This window comes from Chromobacterium aquaticum (genome assembly GCF_021129195.1).
GTDB classification, from domain to species: domain Bacteria; phylum Pseudomonadota; class Gammaproteobacteria; order Burkholderiales; family Chromobacteriaceae; genus Chromobacterium; species Chromobacterium aquaticum.
The window spans coordinates 1-17,799 of the sequence record NZ_JAJOHW010000053.1; the positions used below are offsets into that span (position 1 = coordinate 1).

The following is a 17,799-nucleotide window of genomic DNA, read 5'->3' on the forward strand; positions in this document are numbered from 1 at the left end:
AGGAGGCGAACTATACGTCACGACCCCACACCCGTCAACACCTTTCGCGACAAAAACCGTAACAAAAGCGGACCACACACCCCAAGCCCTTGATACGGCAACGAATATCCATAAGAGGTATTTAATAAACCCCCATCACCCCTGCGAAACAGCTAGCAAAACGGGCCGGAGATCAACTCCGGCCCGTCGGCATTTTCCTGTATTCCATCCGCGCATCACAGCACGACAGGCATTTTCTCCAAGGCTTTCACCAACTCGACCTCAACCAGGCACCAGTCACTTCCCTTATCCATTACCTTGCCGAGAGATAGTTGGAAGTGCTTTCCTTTGGCCGTCATATAAAACTCTTTGCCGTGCACATATAAGGAGAGGGGTAGCAGCAGCGCATTGATGACCTTGCCTGCCTTCTGACACGGCACGAATAGCGCGATGTGGCCAGCCAGCCACACCTGCTCCGGAGGCAGAGTAGGGTCTATCAGGCGGACATCAGTAGGCCGCAGCGATGCCGCCACTGGTCGACGACTCAGGGTTTCAAGCCCCAGATAGATCTGATCCGGCGAAGTGCGCTTTACTCGCCTCACCACGCCCAGGCTCCAGCTATCGACGGACTTCTCCCGGAAACCAACCAAAGCCCCCAGGCCTACCCATTCATTCCCCATCGCCTTTAAGGTCACGCCCAGGCCGGTCTGGCTGATATTGTCGACATCCCAGCGCGAGAACTCCTCTTTCAATGGAGGCACCGCGGCTTCGCCGCCGACATTAATCGACAAAGGCACGCCTTTATCTCTTTTTCTGGTGGTGACAAACCCATAGATGCGGATATTGGCCGCATCGTCGAAGCCGCCTTCTTCCGACGGCTCCTGCTGCTTGGCTTCGTCCAAAGCCCGAATCAAGCGGTGCAGCACCGGCAGGCGATAAGCAACTTCTATGCTTTGACCAGAAACCGGCACACGCTCCGCGCGCTCAAATCGCATTTGCTGCGGTGACCATTCCCGCATCAACAAGCGCAAGGCATTGGCATCAATCCCCGGCTCCATCAGCCGCTTGATCTCGGGCGGCACCCTGCCCGCATCCAGCACAATGCTCCAGCCGTGCAGGATCTCAACCAGGTCGGCCGTCCCCCAATAACGCGCGGCCTCATCCACCAAGCCGCCACTCACCCGAGCGGCGGAGTGCGGGCCATTCAGCGACACGCCGAAACTGGAATGATCCGAACACACTCTCGATAAAGACATGCGGTTGCTCAATACCTGCAGCAACTGATAGGCGAAATGCAGTTGTCGACCGCTGAGATTCCCGCCGCTCAATACGGCAAGCATATGCAGAATCAGAAACTGATCTTGCACCGTCGTCGCCGGACGGCCATCACCAAATAAAAACACGGGAACGGAGTCACAGCCATGGTGCTCCGCAAACCAATACAATTGGTTAACACCCAGCCAAAAAGCAGGCTCCGGGTTAAAGTTTCGCACCCAATGCCAGCGCGCATGCTCGCCTAGATAAGACATCATCCGGGACAACACGATAGGCAGCAGGGTCAGCACTTTGGCGCCCTCCACCGAATCGGCGTCAACTGTCAGCACATGCTGATAACTATCGATAAAGCATTTTCCATATGCCAGTATCTGATTTCTCAGCTGCGCTTCCAGCGCCTTGGGCATCCGCGTATTCAATAGATATTGCGCGCACAGACTCTCATGCAGAGGCTCGGTCTCTTGGTTTAGCGCTAGCAGCGCTTCGACGCGGTCCACTGTAATATTGTGCCAATCCAATTCCAACGGCGTCAGCAAAGCCACCACGCGCTCATGCGCGGCTGCGCCATACTCCTGCTTCAAGGCTGCGACAAACTCCCTGGCCGCCTCGGCATTGGCCAGTGGATCCGAACGCCCCTTGGCCCCTCTTGAAAAAAAATCCAGCATAGCCGCCCACTCTCAAGACAATGTCAGCACACCCAGATCACAACGCGAAACAGCTTGAACGCTACATCCATTTATAGCAAGCATCAAGCCAGACCGCAGGCGGCCGGACAAAGAAAAAGCGCCCATGACAGGCGCCTTCGAAATCCGGAATAAAACGACGGATGGCTTAGATAGCCAGAGCTTCCAGCGCCTTGCCGCTGGAAATCCACTCCTGAACCCAAACCGGTTTGCGACCGCGGCCGGTCCAAGTCAGTTCCGGGCTGGCCGGGTGGCGATACTTGGCTTCCACCGGCTTGCGCACGCCGCCGGTTTTGCCCAGCACTTCTTCCACGCTCAGGCCATAGGCGCGAGCCAGTTCGATGATCTGCTTCTTGGCTTTGGACTTTTCTTCGCTTTCGCGGCGCTTGATTTCAGCTTCGACGTCGGCACGCAAAGCCACCAGCTGGGTAAAATCCAATTTCGACAGTTCCATTAGCATGTTCCCAAATATATTTTTTAAGAGTAGTGGTGCATTACAGATGGTAATGTAGCCAAGCTATTCCCATCAAGTCAAGGAAGCGCAACAGAAATCAGCAATTAATTTGCCGCGTCTTCATTCAGCGAATAGGGCAGTTCCAGTTGCTGCAACTTTATAGTGCAAGCTTCATCGGCATAAATGCCATCCTCCCATGCCTGGAATTGAACAACGACCAAGCCTTGATAACACTCGGCGGCCACCTGGCAGACCGCCGCAATCATGCCAATCGATTGTCCCGCAACGCCTGGGCTAAAAAGCTTGGTCCCTACCGGCGCAAATTGCTGGAATGAAACCTTGAACAGGCGGCGCTTCATTTTTCCCAGATATTGGGAACGCGCGACGATTTCCTGCCCCGGATAGCAGCCCTTCTTGAAACTTACCCCGCCAATCAATTCCATATTCGCCATTTGCGGCACAAACTGTTCTTGCGTTGACAAAGTCAGCCATGGAATGCCGGCATCAATATCGCGCCAGCCCCAAACTTCCGAAGAGATCAGCGCGCTCGACTGCAGCAACTTCTCACCGATAGCCGCGCCCTCGGCTTCCGCCGCCAGCATGAAGCCCGCTCCGGGCAGGGCGATCAAGCGTCCCGACGGCGTAGGCAGCACGCCGCGCGGCGTCACCGCCGCCACCAAGGCCGGGTCCAGACCCAAGGCTTCCGCCGCGACCATGCCGCCAACACCGACCAAGACCAGATCGTCGGCAATGGATACCTTGACCTTGGAGCGCAGCACGAACATGCTCAGCCGCTTGACCACGAAGTCGGCCAAATCCGCAGAAACCGCCAAGTAAAAGACACCCTGGCTGCGCCAAGCCAGAAAGCTGGCCAGCATCCGCCCTTTGGCCGAAGAGTAGCTGCTGTATTGAGCACGGCTTTCATCAGCCAGCTCGCGCACATCGCTGGAAAGTTGCCCTTGCAAAAAGGCTTCGGCATCCTCTCCCGCCACCTGAATGACTTTACGATCATCCAGAATCGCCAGCGCGGCGCCGGCTTTCAGCGCTTCCAGTTGACTGATACGGGCATTTAATTCGCCAGCGGCATTATTCGCCAGTTCCGCTCGCTCGCTCAACGCAAGCTTCCAATCCAGATTCATTTAATCCACCTTAAAAACGCGGGCTTGTCCGCATTGGCAATGATTGAAATTTTAACGCGCCCCCATCCACGTCGCCACTCGGGATTTGCCGCCCTCAAGGGCCGGCAAGCACCGCCATAGCGCCATCTGCGATTTTCCGCCGCCAAGTGTTGACAGCCAAGCGGGCTGAAGCTATAGTTCGCCCTCACTCAAATCCCTGATAGCTCAGTTGGTAGAGCGACGGACTGTTAATCCGCAGGTCGCAGGTTCGAGCCCTGCTCGGGGAGCCAATACGGCTTCGTTTGAGAATTGCTGGTTTTTTATTCCCTGATAGCTCAGTTGGTAGAGCGACGGACTGTTAATCCGCAGGTCGCAGGTTCGAGCCCTGCTCGGGGAGCCAAAAAACAAGCGCATGATGATCCCTGATAGCTCAGTTGGTAGAGCGACGGACTGTTAATCCGCAGGTCGCAGGTTCGAGCCCTGCTCGGGGAGCCAGATTTTTAAAAGCCACAATCGCCAGATTGTGGCTTTTTCCGTTTCAGCTTCCGCCTTACAATCGGTGCACCCACCTACTTGGAATAATAATGATTTCCAGACCGATTGCCTTTGCCGGCGGCGCCATTCTGCTCTGGGCCTCGCTGGCGACGCTTGGCGCCCAGACCCGCTCCCTGCCCCCTTTCTTTGTCGTCGGCATTTGCCTGTTGATCGGCAGCCTGCTCAGCATTCGCCGCTACCGTGACTGGAAAGTTCCGCCACGTACCTTGCTGGTCGGCGTATATGGCTTGTTTGGCTATCACTTCCTGCTCTTCTTCGCGTTCAGGCACGCACCGGCCATGGAGGCCAATCTGCTGAATTACCTATGGCCACTGCTGATCGTCATGCTGTCGCCCATCCTGTTACCCGGCACCGTGCTACACGGCCGCCACATCCTGGCCGGCATCCTGGGTTTCTGCGGAGCCGCGCTGATCGTCAGCGGTGGCAAGTTCGCGCTGTCCGGCGCTCATCTCGGTGGTTATTTACTGGCCATCGCCGCCGCCATCGTATGGTCGACATTCAGCCTGCTGACCCGTCGCCTGCCCAGCTTCCCAAATAGCGCGGTCGGCGGTTTCTGCCTGCTGTCCGGCCTGCTGTCCCTGTTGTGCCACAGCCTGTTCGAACCCAGCGTCGCCCCAAGCCAGACGCAATGGCTGTCCTTGATCCTGCTCGGCATCGGCCCCATGGGCGGCGCTTTCTTTTTATGGGACCGCGCGCTGAAGGAAGGCGATCCGCGGCAGATCGGGTCCTTGTCCTATGCCACGCCGCTGCTGTCCACCCTGCTGCTGATAGGCAGTGGACAAGGTCAGCTCAATGCCGTTGCCGCCAGCGCCATTGTCTTGATCCTGGGCGGCGCCTTATTAGGCAGTCTGCCAAGCCGCGCCGTTTCCACCGCATGATGGTTTGCGGCTATAGAGAAACGGCAGGCTGATGTCTTATAATACTTAACACTATTTAAACAGAGGTTAACCATGTCCATTATCAAAGAATTCAAAGAATTTGCCATGAAAGGCAATGTCATCGATCTGGCGGTCGGCGTGGTCATTGGCGGCGCCTTTGGCGCCATCGTCAAATCGCTGGTCGACGATGTGATCATGCCGCCCATCGGCCTGTTGATCGGCAATGTCGATTTTTCCAATCTGTTCTTCGTGCTGAAAGAGGGTAGCAAGCAGGTCGGGCCCTATGTCTCGGTCGCGGCCGCCAAGCAAGCCGGCGCGGTCACCTTGAATATCGGCCTGTTCATCAATGCCATGGTCAGCTTCACCATCGTCGCCTTCGCCATTTTCATGCTGGTCAAGGCCATCAACCGGCTGAAACGGGAAGAACCCGCCGCGGCGCCGGCTCCCGCCACCAAGGAATGCCCGTTCTGCGCGTCCAGCATTCCGGAAAAGGCTTCCCGCTGCCCGCAGTGCACATCGCAGCTGCAGTAAGACGATTGCCGCGAACCCCCGCCTGATTTACAATCGCCGGGTTCTGGGGGAGTAGCCTCGGCGCGGATGACAGCGCCGGCATGCATCAACACACTTGGCCGCCACGGTCATGGTGCATGCGACGAAGACTTCCGTTTGGCAAGACCCATGACATGTCTGCGCAACGCGGGGCTGCGGCGCAGGCTTGTCATGGCGTATGCGCAGCCCCCGGAGTATTCATGGAAGCCTTTCTCATTTCTACCGGCATCGTTGCCCTGGCTGAAATCGGCGACAAGACCCAATTGCTGGCGCTGATGCTGGCTGGCCGTTACCGCAAGCCCACCCCTATCATCCTTGGTATTTTCGTCGCCACCCTGTTCAACCATTTCGCCGCCGCCGCGGTTGGACACTGGCTGATGAGCAAGATTGGCCCGGACATCATGCGCTGGGGCCTGGGGCTTTCCTTCCTGGCCATGGCCGGCTGGATGCTGATTCCCGACAAGCTGGACGAAGACAGTCGCTTGCTGGAGCGCTTCGGTGTGTTCGGCACTACCTGTATCGCTTTCTTCATTGCAGAGATGGGCGACAAAACCCAACTGGCCACCGTGGCCCTGTCCGCGCGCTTTCCCGAGGCCTTGCTGCTGGTGGTGGCCGGCACCACGCTGGGCATGATGCTGGCCAATGTCCCCGCCGTGCTACTGGGCGAGGTGGCCGCCAAGAAGCTGCCGCAAAAGCTGGTGCACACCGTAGCGGCCTTGTTGTTCGCGGGCCTGGGCGTCATCACCCTGCTGACCCCGCTGCAGCTCTGAAGGCAGGCATGGAAATAAAAACGGAGGCCGCGGCCTCCGTTTTTTTACCCTACCCGATGCCTCAGTGCCGTCCCGCGCCCTGTCCCAGCGACTGCAGCAATTGCTCCGGATTGAAGCCCAGGCGGAAACCGCCCCAGTGCTTGCCGGACAAGATGATGGGCAGTACCACTTCCGACAGTACTTCACCGGTGTCGCGCGTATAGGTTTGCAACAGGAAGGACTGGGTACTGCGCGCCGCGCGCAAACCGGCCACATCCGAGAACTTGCGCTTGTCGCGGCTATTGATCAGATCCTTGTCCGGATCGCCGCTCAGGGGCTGGCTGTACCAGCTATTGTGAGTGGGCGCATAACCATTGCTATCCACCGCCAGACAGAACACGCCGCCTGGCACTGATTTGGCCGCGCGATCGTACACCGGCTGCATCAGCCTCTCCAGCTTGGCATCGTACTGAGTGCGGAATTTGGCCGGCTTGCTGCCGGGGATGGCTTGGTAGTTTTGATCGAACAAGGGCACGCCCAGGCCCTGTTGGGCTTCCATCATCGTTTGCAGCTCATCGCGCGCGCCACGGGCCGCCTGCATGATCTGGTCGAACTCGCCCTCGCCCAGAATGAAGCGCGCCACCAGCTGCTGCACCTGCTCCGCCGCACCGGACAGCTTGGTGGCCGAGTCTTCGGTGTGATTCAGGCGGTCGGTCACCTTGTGGCCCAATTCATGGATTTCCGCCACATGCAGATTGACCTGGCCGTTGGCGGCGACGAATTCCGACATGGTGACTGCGATCTGGCTAAGACTGCTGGCGGTGCTTTCAAAATCCCCCATCATCTTGCTGAAGTGATCGGACGCTTTTGACACGATTTCACGCGCCGACTTGGTGTCCTCGGTGATCTGGGCGGTCTCCACCTGAGTTTCCGACACCAGCCCCAGCATACCGTCGATATTGTGCGAGATCTCGTCGGTGGCCTGTTTGACCCGCTCGGCCAGCTTGCGCACCTCGTCGGCCACCACGGCGAAGCCACGCCCGGTTTCGCCGGCTCGCGCTGCTTCAATCGCCGCGTTCAACGCCAACAGATTGGTCTGCTCGGACACATCCTTGATCAGGTCGACTATGGTCTTGATGCTGGAAGAACGCTGGCTCAGATCATCCACCGTATGGTTGAAATGCCCCACCTTCAGATTGATGTCGTAAATGCTCTCCGCCACTGATTTCAGTTCGGCATAGGACTCGCGCGCCACTTCCAGATTGGCCAGCGTGGTCGCCGAAATCGCCTGGGTCTGATCGGTGACCTGGCCCACGCCCTCGGTGCTCTGATCGCTGGCGGCGCGGACTTGGGTCGCCAATTGGTCCTGCTTACGCGCGCCGTCCAGAGACTCCACCACGTTCTTGCGGGTGCGCGCTGAATCCATTGCAATCCGCACCGTCATCAGCCGAACATTGCTGATGATCTCGCGCATCTTCAGCAGAAAGCGGTTATAGGACAGCGATAGCTCGCGGATTTCGTCATGGGTGATCGTGGGGATGTCCCGGGACAGATCGCCCTCGCCGGCGCCAATCTCATTGAAGATCTGTATGATCATCTTCAATGGCCTGACGATGAGGAAGCGCAGATACCACACCATGAAGGCGATGAAGACAACGCTGACCACCCATAGCGCCAGGGTCCAGAACAAAGCGCCGTCTATGCTGGACTCGATGCCGGCCAGCACTTGCGGCGAGCTGACCTGCCCTTTCAACGACCCCCGTATGTTTTCCAGCACGTAGTAGACATAAGCCACCATGCCCAGCTGAAACAGGCTAATGAAAAAGAAACTGCACAACTTCTTGGTCAACGTATCCCAAAAAGTCTTTTCCACCAGGGTATACACGCGCCAGAACCACTGCATGACATCTCCTCTTGCTCCGCAATCCTTGTTCAGCAACGGGAGCTCGCCGGAACCTGCCCGCCCTCGCTCACCGCTGTCGCTTGGAATTATTGTTGTTTATCGACTTCAACCCGCCATCGTAAACGACGACGCGCTTATTGTCGCACTAGTCGGTGGACTATTGATTACCATCAAACCAGTAATGTCAATGTATTACAAATCCCCTGACTTGTGTTGCCTTCTCCACACCATCCAATACTCGCCGCCACCGAATACCGGCACGCCATCCGCCTGCTGCCGCTGACACTCCAACGTAAAAGCCGGCTCCAATAAAGCCCGCAGCGCCGGCACGCTCAAGCCGAACGGCGGGCCGCGTTGCGTGTCGGCAATGAAGAACACACCGGCCAGCACGCCTCCGGGCTTTAGCAGCCGCGCCATCTTGCTGGCGTAATCGGCATGCAGCCGCGGCGGCAACGCGCACAGAAACGCCCGTTCAAACACCGCATCAAAGGGCTTGTCCTCCGCCAGCGCGAAATAATCCGCCTGCCGGATAGAAGCTGCGGCCTGCGGCCATTGGGCCTGGGCGATCGCCACCGCCGCCTCGCTGAAATCGATGGCCAGCACCTGATGGCCACAATCCAGCAGCAGCGGCAGATCCCCGGCGCTGCCACAGCCGGGAATCAAGATTCGCCCCTGCGGCAGGCGCTGGAAAAAATCCAGCTCCGCCGCGCTCATGCGCGCCCCTTCCCAGGGGGTAACGCCATCGCGATAGCGCACATCCCAAAATCCGGTCAAAGAGCTGTCCTGAGCCATAAGCCCTCTCCTCAGTTGCTGTCCGTTTCCGCCTGCTCGCGCAAGAACGCGGCCACTTGCGCCGGCCCCCAGCCGGCGCAGTCGCGCTGACGGGCCGCCTCCTCTCCGCGCCGCCACCACAAACAGTCCCCATCCATGCGAAACAGCCAGGGCAGGCAGGGAACGCTCATCCACTCGCCATCATCACGCGGGTGGAGCTGCGGCAGGCAGGCGAACACCGCGGCTATCTTCAGACCGCGCTGACGCAGCGGCAGTTGCTGCCACACCAGCTCCCGCTCCGCCTCATCCATGAAGCACCACTGCGAGATCTCGTCGAAGCTACGCGCGCAACCACGGCAGATATCGTCGCCAACCGCGGTGGAACACACGGCGATGCAGGGAGAATCAGGCCGCTTCGCGCTCATGCCCCACCCCCTGCAACAATAATGTCATATTTCTTGACGCACCAAACTAAAGTGTCAGATAAATGAATAGTCATAAAAATAAAATACCATCTGTCATGATCCGCAACGAGACCTTGATTTTCCGCACCCTACGCCTGCTGCAGACCATGCATGTTCAATATTTGGAGGAGCGCAGGCTGTTTTTGGCGCTGACGCGCGAATCGGGCGGCGAGTATAGCGCCGCCGATGTGCATGAGCACCTAGTCTACATGCAGCAAAACGGCCTGCTCAAACCGATACGCACCGCCGACAACCATACCGCCTATGCGCTGGATTGGGGCGGCTACGATTACCTTGACGCGTCCTGAGTACGCTCAAACCCCGCTTCGCCATGAGCTAGTCCTAATACAAAAGGCAGCCTGACGGCTGCCTTGAACGGGCGGGACATCTCCACTCCGGCATTGGATCACAGATAATCGCGCATCCGGAAATAAGCCATGCCCAACACCAGCGCCGGCGTGCGCAGCCATTTGCCGCCGGGGAAGTCATTATGGCGAATCCTGCCGAAAAGATCGAAGCGCGAAGCATCGCCGGCCACCGCCTCCGCCACCACCTTGCCGGCCAAGCCAGTGATATTGACGCCATGGCCGGAGAAACCCTGTAAGTAATAGATATTGCCGTCCAGCCGCCCGAAGTCCGGCGCTCGGTTCACCGTGATATCGCAATACCCGCCCCAGGCGTAATCGATCTTGACATCGGCCAACTGCGGGAACACCCGCAGCATATCGTTGCGCATGCCGGCGGCGAGATTGGCCGGCTCGTGTCCGGAATAGCTGACCTTGCCGCCGAACAAGAGCCGGTGATCGGCGGACAGGCGGTAGTAATCCAGCACAAAGTTGGTATCGCACACCGCCATATCGTTGGCGATCAAGGCCGCGGCCCTCTCCTTCCCCAAAGGCTCGGTGGCGATCACATAAGTGCCGGCCGGCATGATCTTGCGCTCCAGCTCCGGCACCAGCGCGCCGATATAGGAATTGCAGGCCAGCACCACTTGGCCGCAGTTGACTACGCCGCGCTCGGTCGCCACTTGCGGCCGCGCCCCTCGCGTCAGCCGCAATGCCGGGCTTTGCTCATAAATCGCGACGCCGGCCTCGCGCGCGGCACGGGCCAGGCCCAGCGTGTAGTTCAATGGATGCAGATGACCCGAGCGCGGATCGAACAAACCTCCCTGATAGCGCTCGCTGGCCAGCCGTGCGCCCAGCTCCGCCTTGCCCCACAGCTGCATGCCGCCATAGCCGTAGACTTGTTCCGCCTCGCGCTGCCAATCCTCCAGCTCCCGCATATGCCGCGGCTTCACCGCCACGCTGACATAGCCGCGACGCCAGTCGCAATCGATGCGGTGCCGGCTGACGCGCTGCTCGATGATTTCCACCGCCTCCACCGACATGTCCCACATCTGCCTGGCCAGGCCATCGCCTAGCTGCGCACTCAAGGTGTCGATGCCGCAGGCGTAGCCGGCAATCACTTGCCCGCCGTTGCGCCCGGATGCGCCAAAGCCGATGCTCGCGCCTTCCAGCAGCGCCACCGAAAAACCGCGCTCGCGCAAATTCAGCGCCGCCGACAGCCCAGCCAGCCCGCCGCCCACCACGCAGACATCGCAATCGACACGCCCCTGCAACGCCGCTCCGGGCTCCCAGGGCAGAGCGGTGGCGGCGTAATAGGATGGAGCGTGAGCCTGATGGGCAAAGCTAAGCATGAAGACCTCTCAATGAAAACAGGAATGGCGGCCAAAGCCGGGCGGATCAAACGCCTCGGGGAAGAGAAGAAAAAGCGGATGCCATGCGGCATCCGCTGCGGCGCGTGCGTGGGCGCTAGCGCGTCAACACCACCGGCACATCCTGGCGCCAGCTGACGAAGACCGGATCTCCCCAGGTCGGCGCGGTTTCCGCCGCATCGTACCAGCGCGACGAAGGCACCACCGATTTGACGACCTTGCCGCTGGCCAGTTTCACGTGATAGATGGAATAGCTGCCCAGATAGGCGATATCCTCCACCACGCCGGCGGCGGTGTTCGGCCCCGCTGGCAGCGGCTTCACGTCCAGTCTCACATCCTCGGGACGAATGCTGGCCCAGACATGCATGCCCTTGGGGCCGGTGATGCCGTGATCCACGCGGATGTCTCCGCCCAGTTCCTGCGAGCGGATCTCCACCAGATCCGGCTCATCCACCACCACCGCGCCCTCGAAGATATTGCTCTCGCCGATGAATTCCGCGGTGAAGCGACAGTTGGGGTAGTCATAGATTTCCGATGGCGTGCCCACTTGCAGCAGGCAGCCTTCGCTCATGATGCCGATGCGGCTGGCCATGGTCATCGCCTCTTCCTGATCATGGGTGACCATGATGCAGGTCACGCCCACCTGTTCGATGGTATTGACTAGCTCCAGCTGGGTCTGCTGGCGCAGCTTCTTGTCCAGCGCCCCCAATGGCTCATCCAGCAGCAGCAGCTTGGGCCGCTTCACCAGGCTGCGCGCCAGCGCCACCCGCTGCTGTTGGCCGCCGGACAGCTGGTGCGGCTTGCGGTTGGCGTATTTGCGCATCTGCACCAGGTCCAGCATCTTGCCCACCCGCTCGGCGATCTCGTCCCGCGGCACCTTGTCCTGCTTCAGGCCAAACGCCACATTCTGCTCCACCGTCATGTGCGGAAACAGCGCATAGCTCTGGAACATCATATTGACCGGCCGCTCATACGGCTGCAGCCCCTGCATGTCCTCGCCGTCCAGGATGATGCGGCCCGAGGTCGGCGTTTCCATGCCGGCCAGCATGCGCAGCAAGGTGGACTTGCCGCAGCCGGAGCTGCCGAGCAGCGCGAAGATTTCATTCTTGCGGATATCCAGGTCGACATGGTCCACCGCCACATGGTCGCCGAATTTCTTCAGCACGCCGGCAATGCGCAGATAGGCTTTGTCGTCGGAACGGGCATTGGCGGCCTGGAGACTCTGGGCGGCCACAGCGGCTTGGGCCGGCTTGGCGGCAACAGCTTGCGTCATGATGGGCTTCCTCTCTTGCGATCTTGCAGCGGCGGGAGCCGGCTGCGGCTGCCTGTGACACTTTTATATAGATCGTCACGGCAGCGGTCGATTCCTTGCTTGAAATCGCGCCGGTCCAGACCGACGCGCTGACGGGCCTGATGCCCGGCGTCTAAGAGCCTGTTCAAAGTCTCGCGAGCAAGAGCGAGACAAGGCGAAAACGGCTGAGAAAGCGGAATGTACACACGGTACATGAGCATTTCGAAGTCGTTTTCAACGCCGTATCGCCGAAGCACAGCAGACTATGAACAGGTTCTAAGGACCGCCGGGCGGGCCCGCCGCAAGCGCGCGCGGCCATGCCGCCGCAGCCATGCCTGTTGCCAACATGATGTCTCCTCTGTATGGCCGCCATCCGCGCGGCTCGGCTGCCGCGGCGCCGGCAAGCGCCTTTGTCGTTTTAGTCCTGTCTAGAAGACTATGTCACGTTTAATAAATTTGACAACATCTAGCTCCAGCGCCATCAGAAAATCATCACAGCTGTGGCGCGCGCACATCACCCCGCCATGCCTGTCAAACAAAGAACTCCTCTGCCGAACCGCTTGCGTTCAGCGGCAGCGCCTGATTCGGAATTGTTTAATTCGTCAAACACCCATCCTGTCCACGCGGCTTAGAAACCCGTCATGGCGCTTGCCGGCTACCCAGCAAGCGCCGCCACGCTCTAGAATGAATTGACGCCGCGCAAGGCCAGAACCGAGGAGCTCCGCCATGCCCTATGCCGAAATCGCCGGACACGATGTCTATTACGAAACGAGCGGCCAGGGCTCCCAGGTGCTGGCGCTGTTCAACGGCATCACCATGTCCACCGCCGCCTGGGCCTTGCTGCAGCCGCAGCTGGAGCCCCATTTCCAGCTGCTGCGCTTCGACTTCCTGGGCCAGGGGCAAAGCGACCATCCCGGCGGGGACAAATATCCGCTGAGCGAACAGGCCGATCTTGCCGCCGGTCTGTTGAATCATTTGGGCATAGATCAGGTCTATCTGACTGGCTTGTCTTACGGCGGCATGGTGGCGCAGCATTTCGCGCACCGTCATCCGCAACGCGTGTCGCGGCTGTTGCTGGCCGCCACGCTGGCGTGGGCCGACAGCGTCAATAACCGCATCAGCGACAGCTGGCTGGCAGCAAATCTCAGCGGCGGCCTGGACTTGCGTTACGCCGTCAGCGTGCCCTGGCTGTTTTCCAGCCGCTTCCTCGCCAGCAACGCCACCCTGCTTGACGATATGAAGTTGATCGCCGGCATGGTGGACTGGGATGCGGTGATCCGGCTGATCGCGGGCGTCGCCGATCATGACGCGCGCACCTGGCTACACGAGCTGACCATGCCCTGCCATATACTGGTTGGCGACGAGGACCGCCTGACGCCGCTATATCAAGCCGAGCTATTACACGAGCGCCTGCCCGGCGCGCAGCTGGAAATCCTGCCGGGCGTCGCCCATGTGTTGCACATCGAGGCGGCCGACGCGTTTGTCCGCAGCATCATCCGTTTCGGCCAAGGCTGAAACCTCCACCATCAGAACAAGGAAAACCCAATGACCGCCGAGTCCGTTTTGCTTGCCGTTGACCCCAAGGGAATCGCCACCGTCACCCTCAACCGCGCCGAACGACTGAACGCGCTGGACGATAGCGGCGTCAGTTTGCTGACCGCCATGCTGGAAACCCTGGCCGAGGACGCCAGCGTGCGCGCCGTGGTGCTGACCGGCAACGGCATCAGTTTCTCCGCCGGCCACGACATCGACTGGATGCGGCGCATGGCCGAGTTCGGCCGCGAGGAGCTGGAACGCCATGCCCGGCTGCTGGCCAGGCTGCTGCGCACGCTGGACACCCTGCCCAAGCCCACCATCGCCAAGATCCAGGGCTCGGCCTTCGGTCTGGGCGCAGGGCTGGTCGCCTGCTGCGACGTGTCCATCGCCGCTTCGGAAGCCTTGTTCAGCTTTTCCGACGTCAAGCTGGGCGTGATCCCGGCGCTGGTGGCGCCCTACATGGTGCGCGCCATCGGCGAACGCGCCACCCGCCGCTACTTCATGACCGCGGAGCGCTTCAACGCCGGCAAGGCCAAGCGCCTGGGGCTGGTGCATCAGGTGGTGGAAGGAGACGAACTGGACATGGCGGTGGACTTCCTGATCAATCACCTGCTGATCAACAGCCCGGCCGCGATGCTGGAAGCCAAGCGGTTGCTGGCCGACATCGCCGGCCAGGAGGTCAGCGAGGCCACGGTGGAAACCTGCATCCAGCGCATCGTCGCCGTTCGCCTGAGCGAGGAGGGCCGCGAGGGGGTGCAGGCCATGCTGGAAAAACGCAAGCCTTCGTGGATGGATTGAAGCCGCACTGACACGCAGGCCAGCGCGGCTGGCCCTGCCGCGCCATGGATGCGACAATGCGGCCAACTTCACCGCATTGTTGCCGCCATGTCCAATCACAGCTTCTTCTGGCACGACTACGAAACCTTCGGCGCCGTGCCGCGTCAAGACCGCCCATCGCAGTTCGCCGGTATTCGCACCGATGCCGACCTCAATGAAATCGGCGAACCGGTGATGCTCTACTGCCGACCGGCGCCCGATTACCTGCCCACCCCAGTGGCCTGCCTGCTGACCGGCATTACCCCGCAATGGTGTTTGCAACACGGCGTGGCCGAGCACGAATTCGCCGGCGTGATCGAACGCGAATTGGCGACGCCGGGCACCATAGGCGTCGGTTACAACTCCATCCGCTTCGACGATGAAGTCACCCGCTTCCTGTTCTGGCGCAATCTGATCGATCCCTATGCGCGCGAATGGCAAAACCAGTGCGGCCGCTGGGATCTGCTGGACCTGGTGCGCGCCACCTTCGCGCTGCGGCCGGAAGGCATCAGCTGGCCGCAGCACGAGGACGGCCGCCCCAGCTTCAAGCTGGAGCACCTGAGCGCCGCCAACGGCCTGGCGCACGAAGCCGCCCACGACGCCTTGTCCGACGTGCGCGCCACCATCGCGCTGGCGCGCCTGATCAAACAGCGCCAGCCCAAGTTGTTCGACTTCTATCTATCGCTGCGCAAGAAGGACGCGGTCAAGGTCCAGCTCAGCCTGCACGATCCCAAGCCGGCGCTGCACATCTCCGGCATGTACGGCGCCGAGCGCGGCAATATGGCGGTGGTGTGGCCGCTGGCGGCGCATCCCTACAATGCCAATGAAGTGATTGTCTGGGACCTGGCCCACGATCCGCGCGAACTGCAAGGCCTGGGACCGGACGCCATCCGCCAGCGCCTATACACCCGCAGCGAGGACTTGCCGGAAGGCGTGCAGCGCTTGCCGCTGAAGACCGTGCACATCAACAAATCGCCGTTCGTGGTCGCCAATCTCAAGGTGCTGAGTCCGGAGCGCGCCGCGCATTGGAGCATGGACATGGACGCGATCCAGCGCCATGCCGATTACGCGCGCGCGCTGCCGGAACTGACACCGATCTGGCGCCAGGTCTACAAGCGCGAAGCCGGGGACGTCCGCGATGTCGATGAAAACCTCTACGGCGGCTTTGTTTCCAATAATGACCGCAAGGTGCTGACCAAGCTGCGCCGGATGTCGGCCGATCAGCTCAGCGGCGAGATGGCCTTTTTCGAAGACGCGCAACTGGCCGAGCTGCTGTTCCGCTACCGGGCGCGCAATTTTCCGCGCTCGCTATCTGGTGAGGAACAACAGCGCTGGCAAGCCTGGCGCCAAACCAAGCTGAACGGCGAAGCTGGACGCGGCTTCCCGCAGTTCCGCCAGGAGCTGGCGGAGGCCCGCGCCGGCGAGCTTGACACCAAGGCCCAGCACATCCTGGAGCAGTTGGAAGCCTACGCCGCTCAGCTGTAAGAGCCTGTTCAACGCCCGCCACGACGAAACCAGGCCTTGCGGCCGTCAGCGTGAAATGCTCGGCTGCGGGCCGAGCATTTCAAAAACCAATGCGCGCGGCGGACTTTGGGCAGGTTCTCACAACCGGCGCACATAGCGCCTGGCAACGAGCAAGGCCGCCAAACTCAGAACCACGATCAGCGCCATGGCCAAGACACATGCGCCCTCGTAGGCCCAGTAGCCGGACATCGCCATCTCCTCAAGCCAGGCCGGTCTGGCGCATGCGCTCCAGACCGAAGGCACTGATCCGGTAATTGAACAATAAGCGCCCATCCTCGGCACGCCAGCGCTCGCTCAGTGCCACGACCAGGCCGCTGGCGCTCAAATCGGCCAGATTGGCTCGCACCATGCCCAGCCAATAAGCGTCCTCCGGCTTGCGGTATTCGCGGCAGATGCGGCCGGCCAGTTCGATATCCCACAAGCCGGGCTGCCTGGCCAAGGCCTGCAGGATAAAACCCTTGATATGGATCTTCATGCCCCCTCCTCCACCAGGCGCACCGCACCAACGTTGCGCTCGCTGTCCGACACCATCACAAAGCCGCCGGCAATCACCAGCGCGAGGCCGATCAGGAAATACCACTCGGGAAAATTCAAGGTGAACGCGGCGGTGAACAGCGTGGCGAACATCGCGTAGAACGCGCCTATCGCCTGGCCGCGCCCCACGCCTATCAGCGGAAACGATTTGTACCAGGCCACCGCGCAGAAAGCGAAGCTGAGCGCGCCCACCGCCAGGTAGAGCAGCGGCCGCCACGCCCACAGCTCGCCGGCCAGGCGGTACACCGGCAGCGGCGTCAGCCAGGCCAGGGCCGGCAGGATCAGCAACACCCAGTACAGCGCCTCGGCGAGATAGCGTATCGTCACCCCGCAATCGGGGTCGGTCACATCCATCGCCCGCCCGACGATGGCGCCTTCCATGCCCCAACCCAGCGCCGCCAGCGCGCCGCCCAGATACCCCAGCCAGCGCGCGCCGCCCTCCGTGTCCAATTCGCCCAGCAAGGCCGGCAGATAGATGGCGACGCCGCCCAACACGATCACCGCGATGCCCAGCGCCGCGCGGCGGCCTATCCGCTCGCGGTACCACAGCCGCGCCAGCGTCGCGCCCACCACCGGATACAACAAGCCGGCCACCGCGGCGAACACCGCGCCCACATAGCCCATGGCCAGGTAGGAACCGAAATTGGCCAGCAAGCCGCCCATTACCGCCGCCAGGAAATACCATTTGGAAATGCCGCCAAACCGCCATAGCGTGCGAAAGAAGTCGGCCAGCTTGCCCAAGGCCGCCAGCCAGAACAATTGAAACACCACCACCAGGCAGGCATGAAAGGCGGTCAGCACCGCCGCCGCCATCAGGAAGTTCGCCGGCGAGCCCTGGCTCAGGCCGGATAGCGGCGTCTCGTGCCAGATCGCGGTGCCCGGCACATACCACGCGCCCCACAATACCGCCGCCCATAAGGCCCAGCCATAACCCCAGCGGGTCCGGCGGCGCAGATACTGCTGTCTGTGCATGCTGCTCATAGCGGTCAGCTTCTGGTTTCGGACG

The 17,799-nt window shown here is 60.8% G+C and carries 17 protein-coding genes, 3 tRNA genes and 1 riboswitch; of the genes, 10 read left to right on the forward strand and 10 right to left on the reverse strand.

Annotated features, from left to right (window positions below):
- Positions 1-215 precede the first annotated feature (215 nt).
- The 3 genes from LQT98_RS08485 to ygfZ form a co-directional block, all read right to left on the reverse strand.
- Positions 216-1,919, reverse strand: coding sequence for a hypothetical protein (locus LQT98_RS08485; protein WP_231461923.1), 1,704 nt, complete (start codon positions 1,917-1,919; stop codon positions 216-218).
- Positions 1,920-2,085: 166 nt separating this feature from the next.
- Positions 2,086-2,391: an H-NS histone family protein gene (locus LQT98_RS08490; RefSeq protein WP_048410597.1), complete on the reverse strand. Its 306-nt coding sequence runs from the start codon at positions 2,389-2,391 to the stop codon at positions 2,086-2,088.
- A 104-nt stretch (positions 2,392-2,495) separates the two neighbouring features.
- Positions 2,496-3,530: a CAF17-like 4Fe-4S cluster assembly/insertion protein YgfZ gene (ygfZ, locus tag LQT98_RS08495; protein WP_048410596.1), complete on the reverse strand. Its 1,035-nt coding sequence runs from the start codon at positions 3,528-3,530 to the stop codon at positions 2,496-2,498.
- 193 nt (positions 3,531-3,723) lie between these two features.
- Here ygfZ and LQT98_RS08500 point away from each other — a divergent pair.
- From LQT98_RS08500 to LQT98_RS08525, 6 genes are all read left to right on the forward strand, one after another.
- Positions 3,724-3,799: transfer RNA gene (locus tag LQT98_RS08500), tRNA-Asn, on the forward strand.
- Positions 3,800-3,833: 34 nt separating this feature from the next.
- Positions 3,834-3,909, forward strand: a tRNA-Asn gene (locus LQT98_RS08505).
- Positions 3,910-3,928: 19 nt separating this feature from the next.
- Positions 3,929-4,004, forward strand: a tRNA-Asn gene (locus tag LQT98_RS08510).
- A gap of 89 nt (positions 4,005-4,093) precedes the next feature.
- Positions 4,094-4,942, forward strand: a complete 849-nt coding sequence (locus tag LQT98_RS08515) for a DMT family transporter (RefSeq protein ID WP_231461925.1) — start codon at positions 4,094-4,096, stop codon at positions 4,940-4,942.
- Positions 4,943-5,014: 72 nt separating this feature from the next.
- A complete protein-coding gene (gene mscL, locus LQT98_RS08520; protein WP_231461926.1) occupies positions 5,015-5,473 on the forward strand; it encodes a large conductance mechanosensitive channel protein MscL in 459 nt (152 codons plus the stop codon).
- Between the two features lie 34 nt (positions 5,474-5,507).
- A riboswitch (yybP-ykoY riboswitch) is annotated at positions 5,508-5,682 on the forward strand.
- Positions 5,683-5,691: 9 nt separating this feature from the next.
- Positions 5,692-6,261, forward strand: coding sequence for a TMEM165/GDT1 family protein (locus LQT98_RS08525; RefSeq protein ID WP_048410593.1), 570 nt, complete (start codon positions 5,692-5,694; stop codon positions 6,259-6,261).
- A gap of 61 nt (positions 6,262-6,322) precedes the next feature.
- On the opposite strand, the gene LQT98_RS08530 is transcribed toward LQT98_RS08525, so the two are convergent.
- From LQT98_RS08530 to LQT98_RS08540, 3 genes are all read right to left on the reverse strand, one after another.
- Positions 6,323-8,143 carry a methyl-accepting chemotaxis protein gene (locus LQT98_RS08530; protein WP_231461927.1) on the reverse strand — a complete coding sequence of 607 codons (1,821 nt, stop codon included), beginning with the start codon at positions 8,141-8,143 and terminating at the stop codon, positions 6,323-6,325.
- Between the two features lie 192 nt (positions 8,144-8,335).
- Complete coding sequence (locus tag LQT98_RS08535) at positions 8,336-8,917, reverse strand: methyltransferase domain-containing protein (protein WP_231461928.1); 582 nt, start codon at positions 8,915-8,917, stop codon at positions 8,336-8,338.
- Positions 8,918-8,946: 29 nt separating this feature from the next.
- Positions 8,947-9,339, reverse strand: a complete 393-nt coding sequence (locus LQT98_RS08540; RefSeq protein ID WP_231461929.1) for a DUF1289 domain-containing protein — start codon at positions 9,337-9,339, stop codon at positions 8,947-8,949.
- A 95-nt stretch (positions 9,340-9,434) separates the two neighbouring features.
- Here LQT98_RS08540 and LQT98_RS08545 point away from each other — a divergent pair, with 95 nt between their 5' ends.
- Complete coding sequence (locus LQT98_RS08545) at positions 9,435-9,686, forward strand: hypothetical protein (RefSeq protein ID WP_048410589.1); 252 nt, start codon at positions 9,435-9,437, stop codon at positions 9,684-9,686.
- A gap of 98 nt (positions 9,687-9,784) precedes the next feature.
- Here LQT98_RS08545 and LQT98_RS08550 read toward each other — a convergent pair whose 3' ends face one another.
- Both LQT98_RS08550 and LQT98_RS08555 read right to left on the reverse strand, forming a co-directional pair.
- The gene (locus LQT98_RS08550) at positions 9,785-11,074 is read right to left on the reverse strand and encodes an NAD(P)/FAD-dependent oxidoreductase (protein ID WP_231461930.1); all 1,290 of its coding nucleotides are present in this window, start codon (positions 11,072-11,074) and stop codon (positions 9,785-9,787) included.
- Between the two features lie 115 nt (positions 11,075-11,189).
- Complete coding sequence (locus LQT98_RS08555) at positions 11,190-12,365, reverse strand: ABC transporter ATP-binding protein (protein ID WP_231461932.1); 1,176 nt, start codon at positions 12,363-12,365, stop codon at positions 11,190-11,192.
- A gap of 744 nt (positions 12,366-13,109) precedes the next feature.
- On the opposite strand from LQT98_RS08555, the gene LQT98_RS08560 reads away from it, so the two are divergent.
- The 3 genes from LQT98_RS08560 to sbcB all read left to right on the forward strand — a co-directional run bounded on the left by LQT98_RS08560 (position 13,110) and on the right by sbcB (position 16,220).
- A complete protein-coding gene (locus LQT98_RS08560; RefSeq protein WP_231461934.1) occupies positions 13,110-13,898 on the forward strand; it encodes an alpha/beta fold hydrolase in 789 nt (262 codons plus the stop codon).
- Positions 13,899-13,928: 30 nt separating this feature from the next.
- Positions 13,929-14,717: an enoyl-CoA hydratase-related protein gene (locus LQT98_RS08565; RefSeq protein WP_231461935.1), complete on the forward strand. Its 789-nt coding sequence runs from the start codon at positions 13,929-13,931 to the stop codon at positions 14,715-14,717.
- Positions 14,718-14,804: 87 nt separating this feature from the next.
- Positions 14,805-16,220, forward strand: a complete 1,416-nt coding sequence (gene sbcB / locus LQT98_RS08570) for an exodeoxyribonuclease I (protein ID WP_231461936.1) — start codon at positions 14,805-14,807, stop codon at positions 16,218-16,220.
- 238 nt (positions 16,221-16,458) lie between these two features.
- Here sbcB and LQT98_RS08575 read toward each other — a convergent pair whose 3' ends face one another.
- Together LQT98_RS08575 and LQT98_RS08580 are read right to left on the reverse strand one after the other, a co-directional pair.
- Positions 16,459-16,734, reverse strand: coding sequence for a hypothetical protein (locus LQT98_RS08575; protein ID WP_231461937.1), 276 nt, complete (start codon positions 16,732-16,734; stop codon positions 16,459-16,461).
- On the reverse strand, positions 16,731-17,774 hold the full coding sequence (locus LQT98_RS08580) for a DMT family transporter (RefSeq protein WP_231461938.1): 1,044 nt from the start codon (positions 17,772-17,774) through the stop codon (positions 16,731-16,733). Before LQT98_RS08580 ends, LQT98_RS08575 begins: the two co-directional genes overlap by 4 nt.
- Positions 17,775-17,799 lie beyond the last annotated feature (25 nt).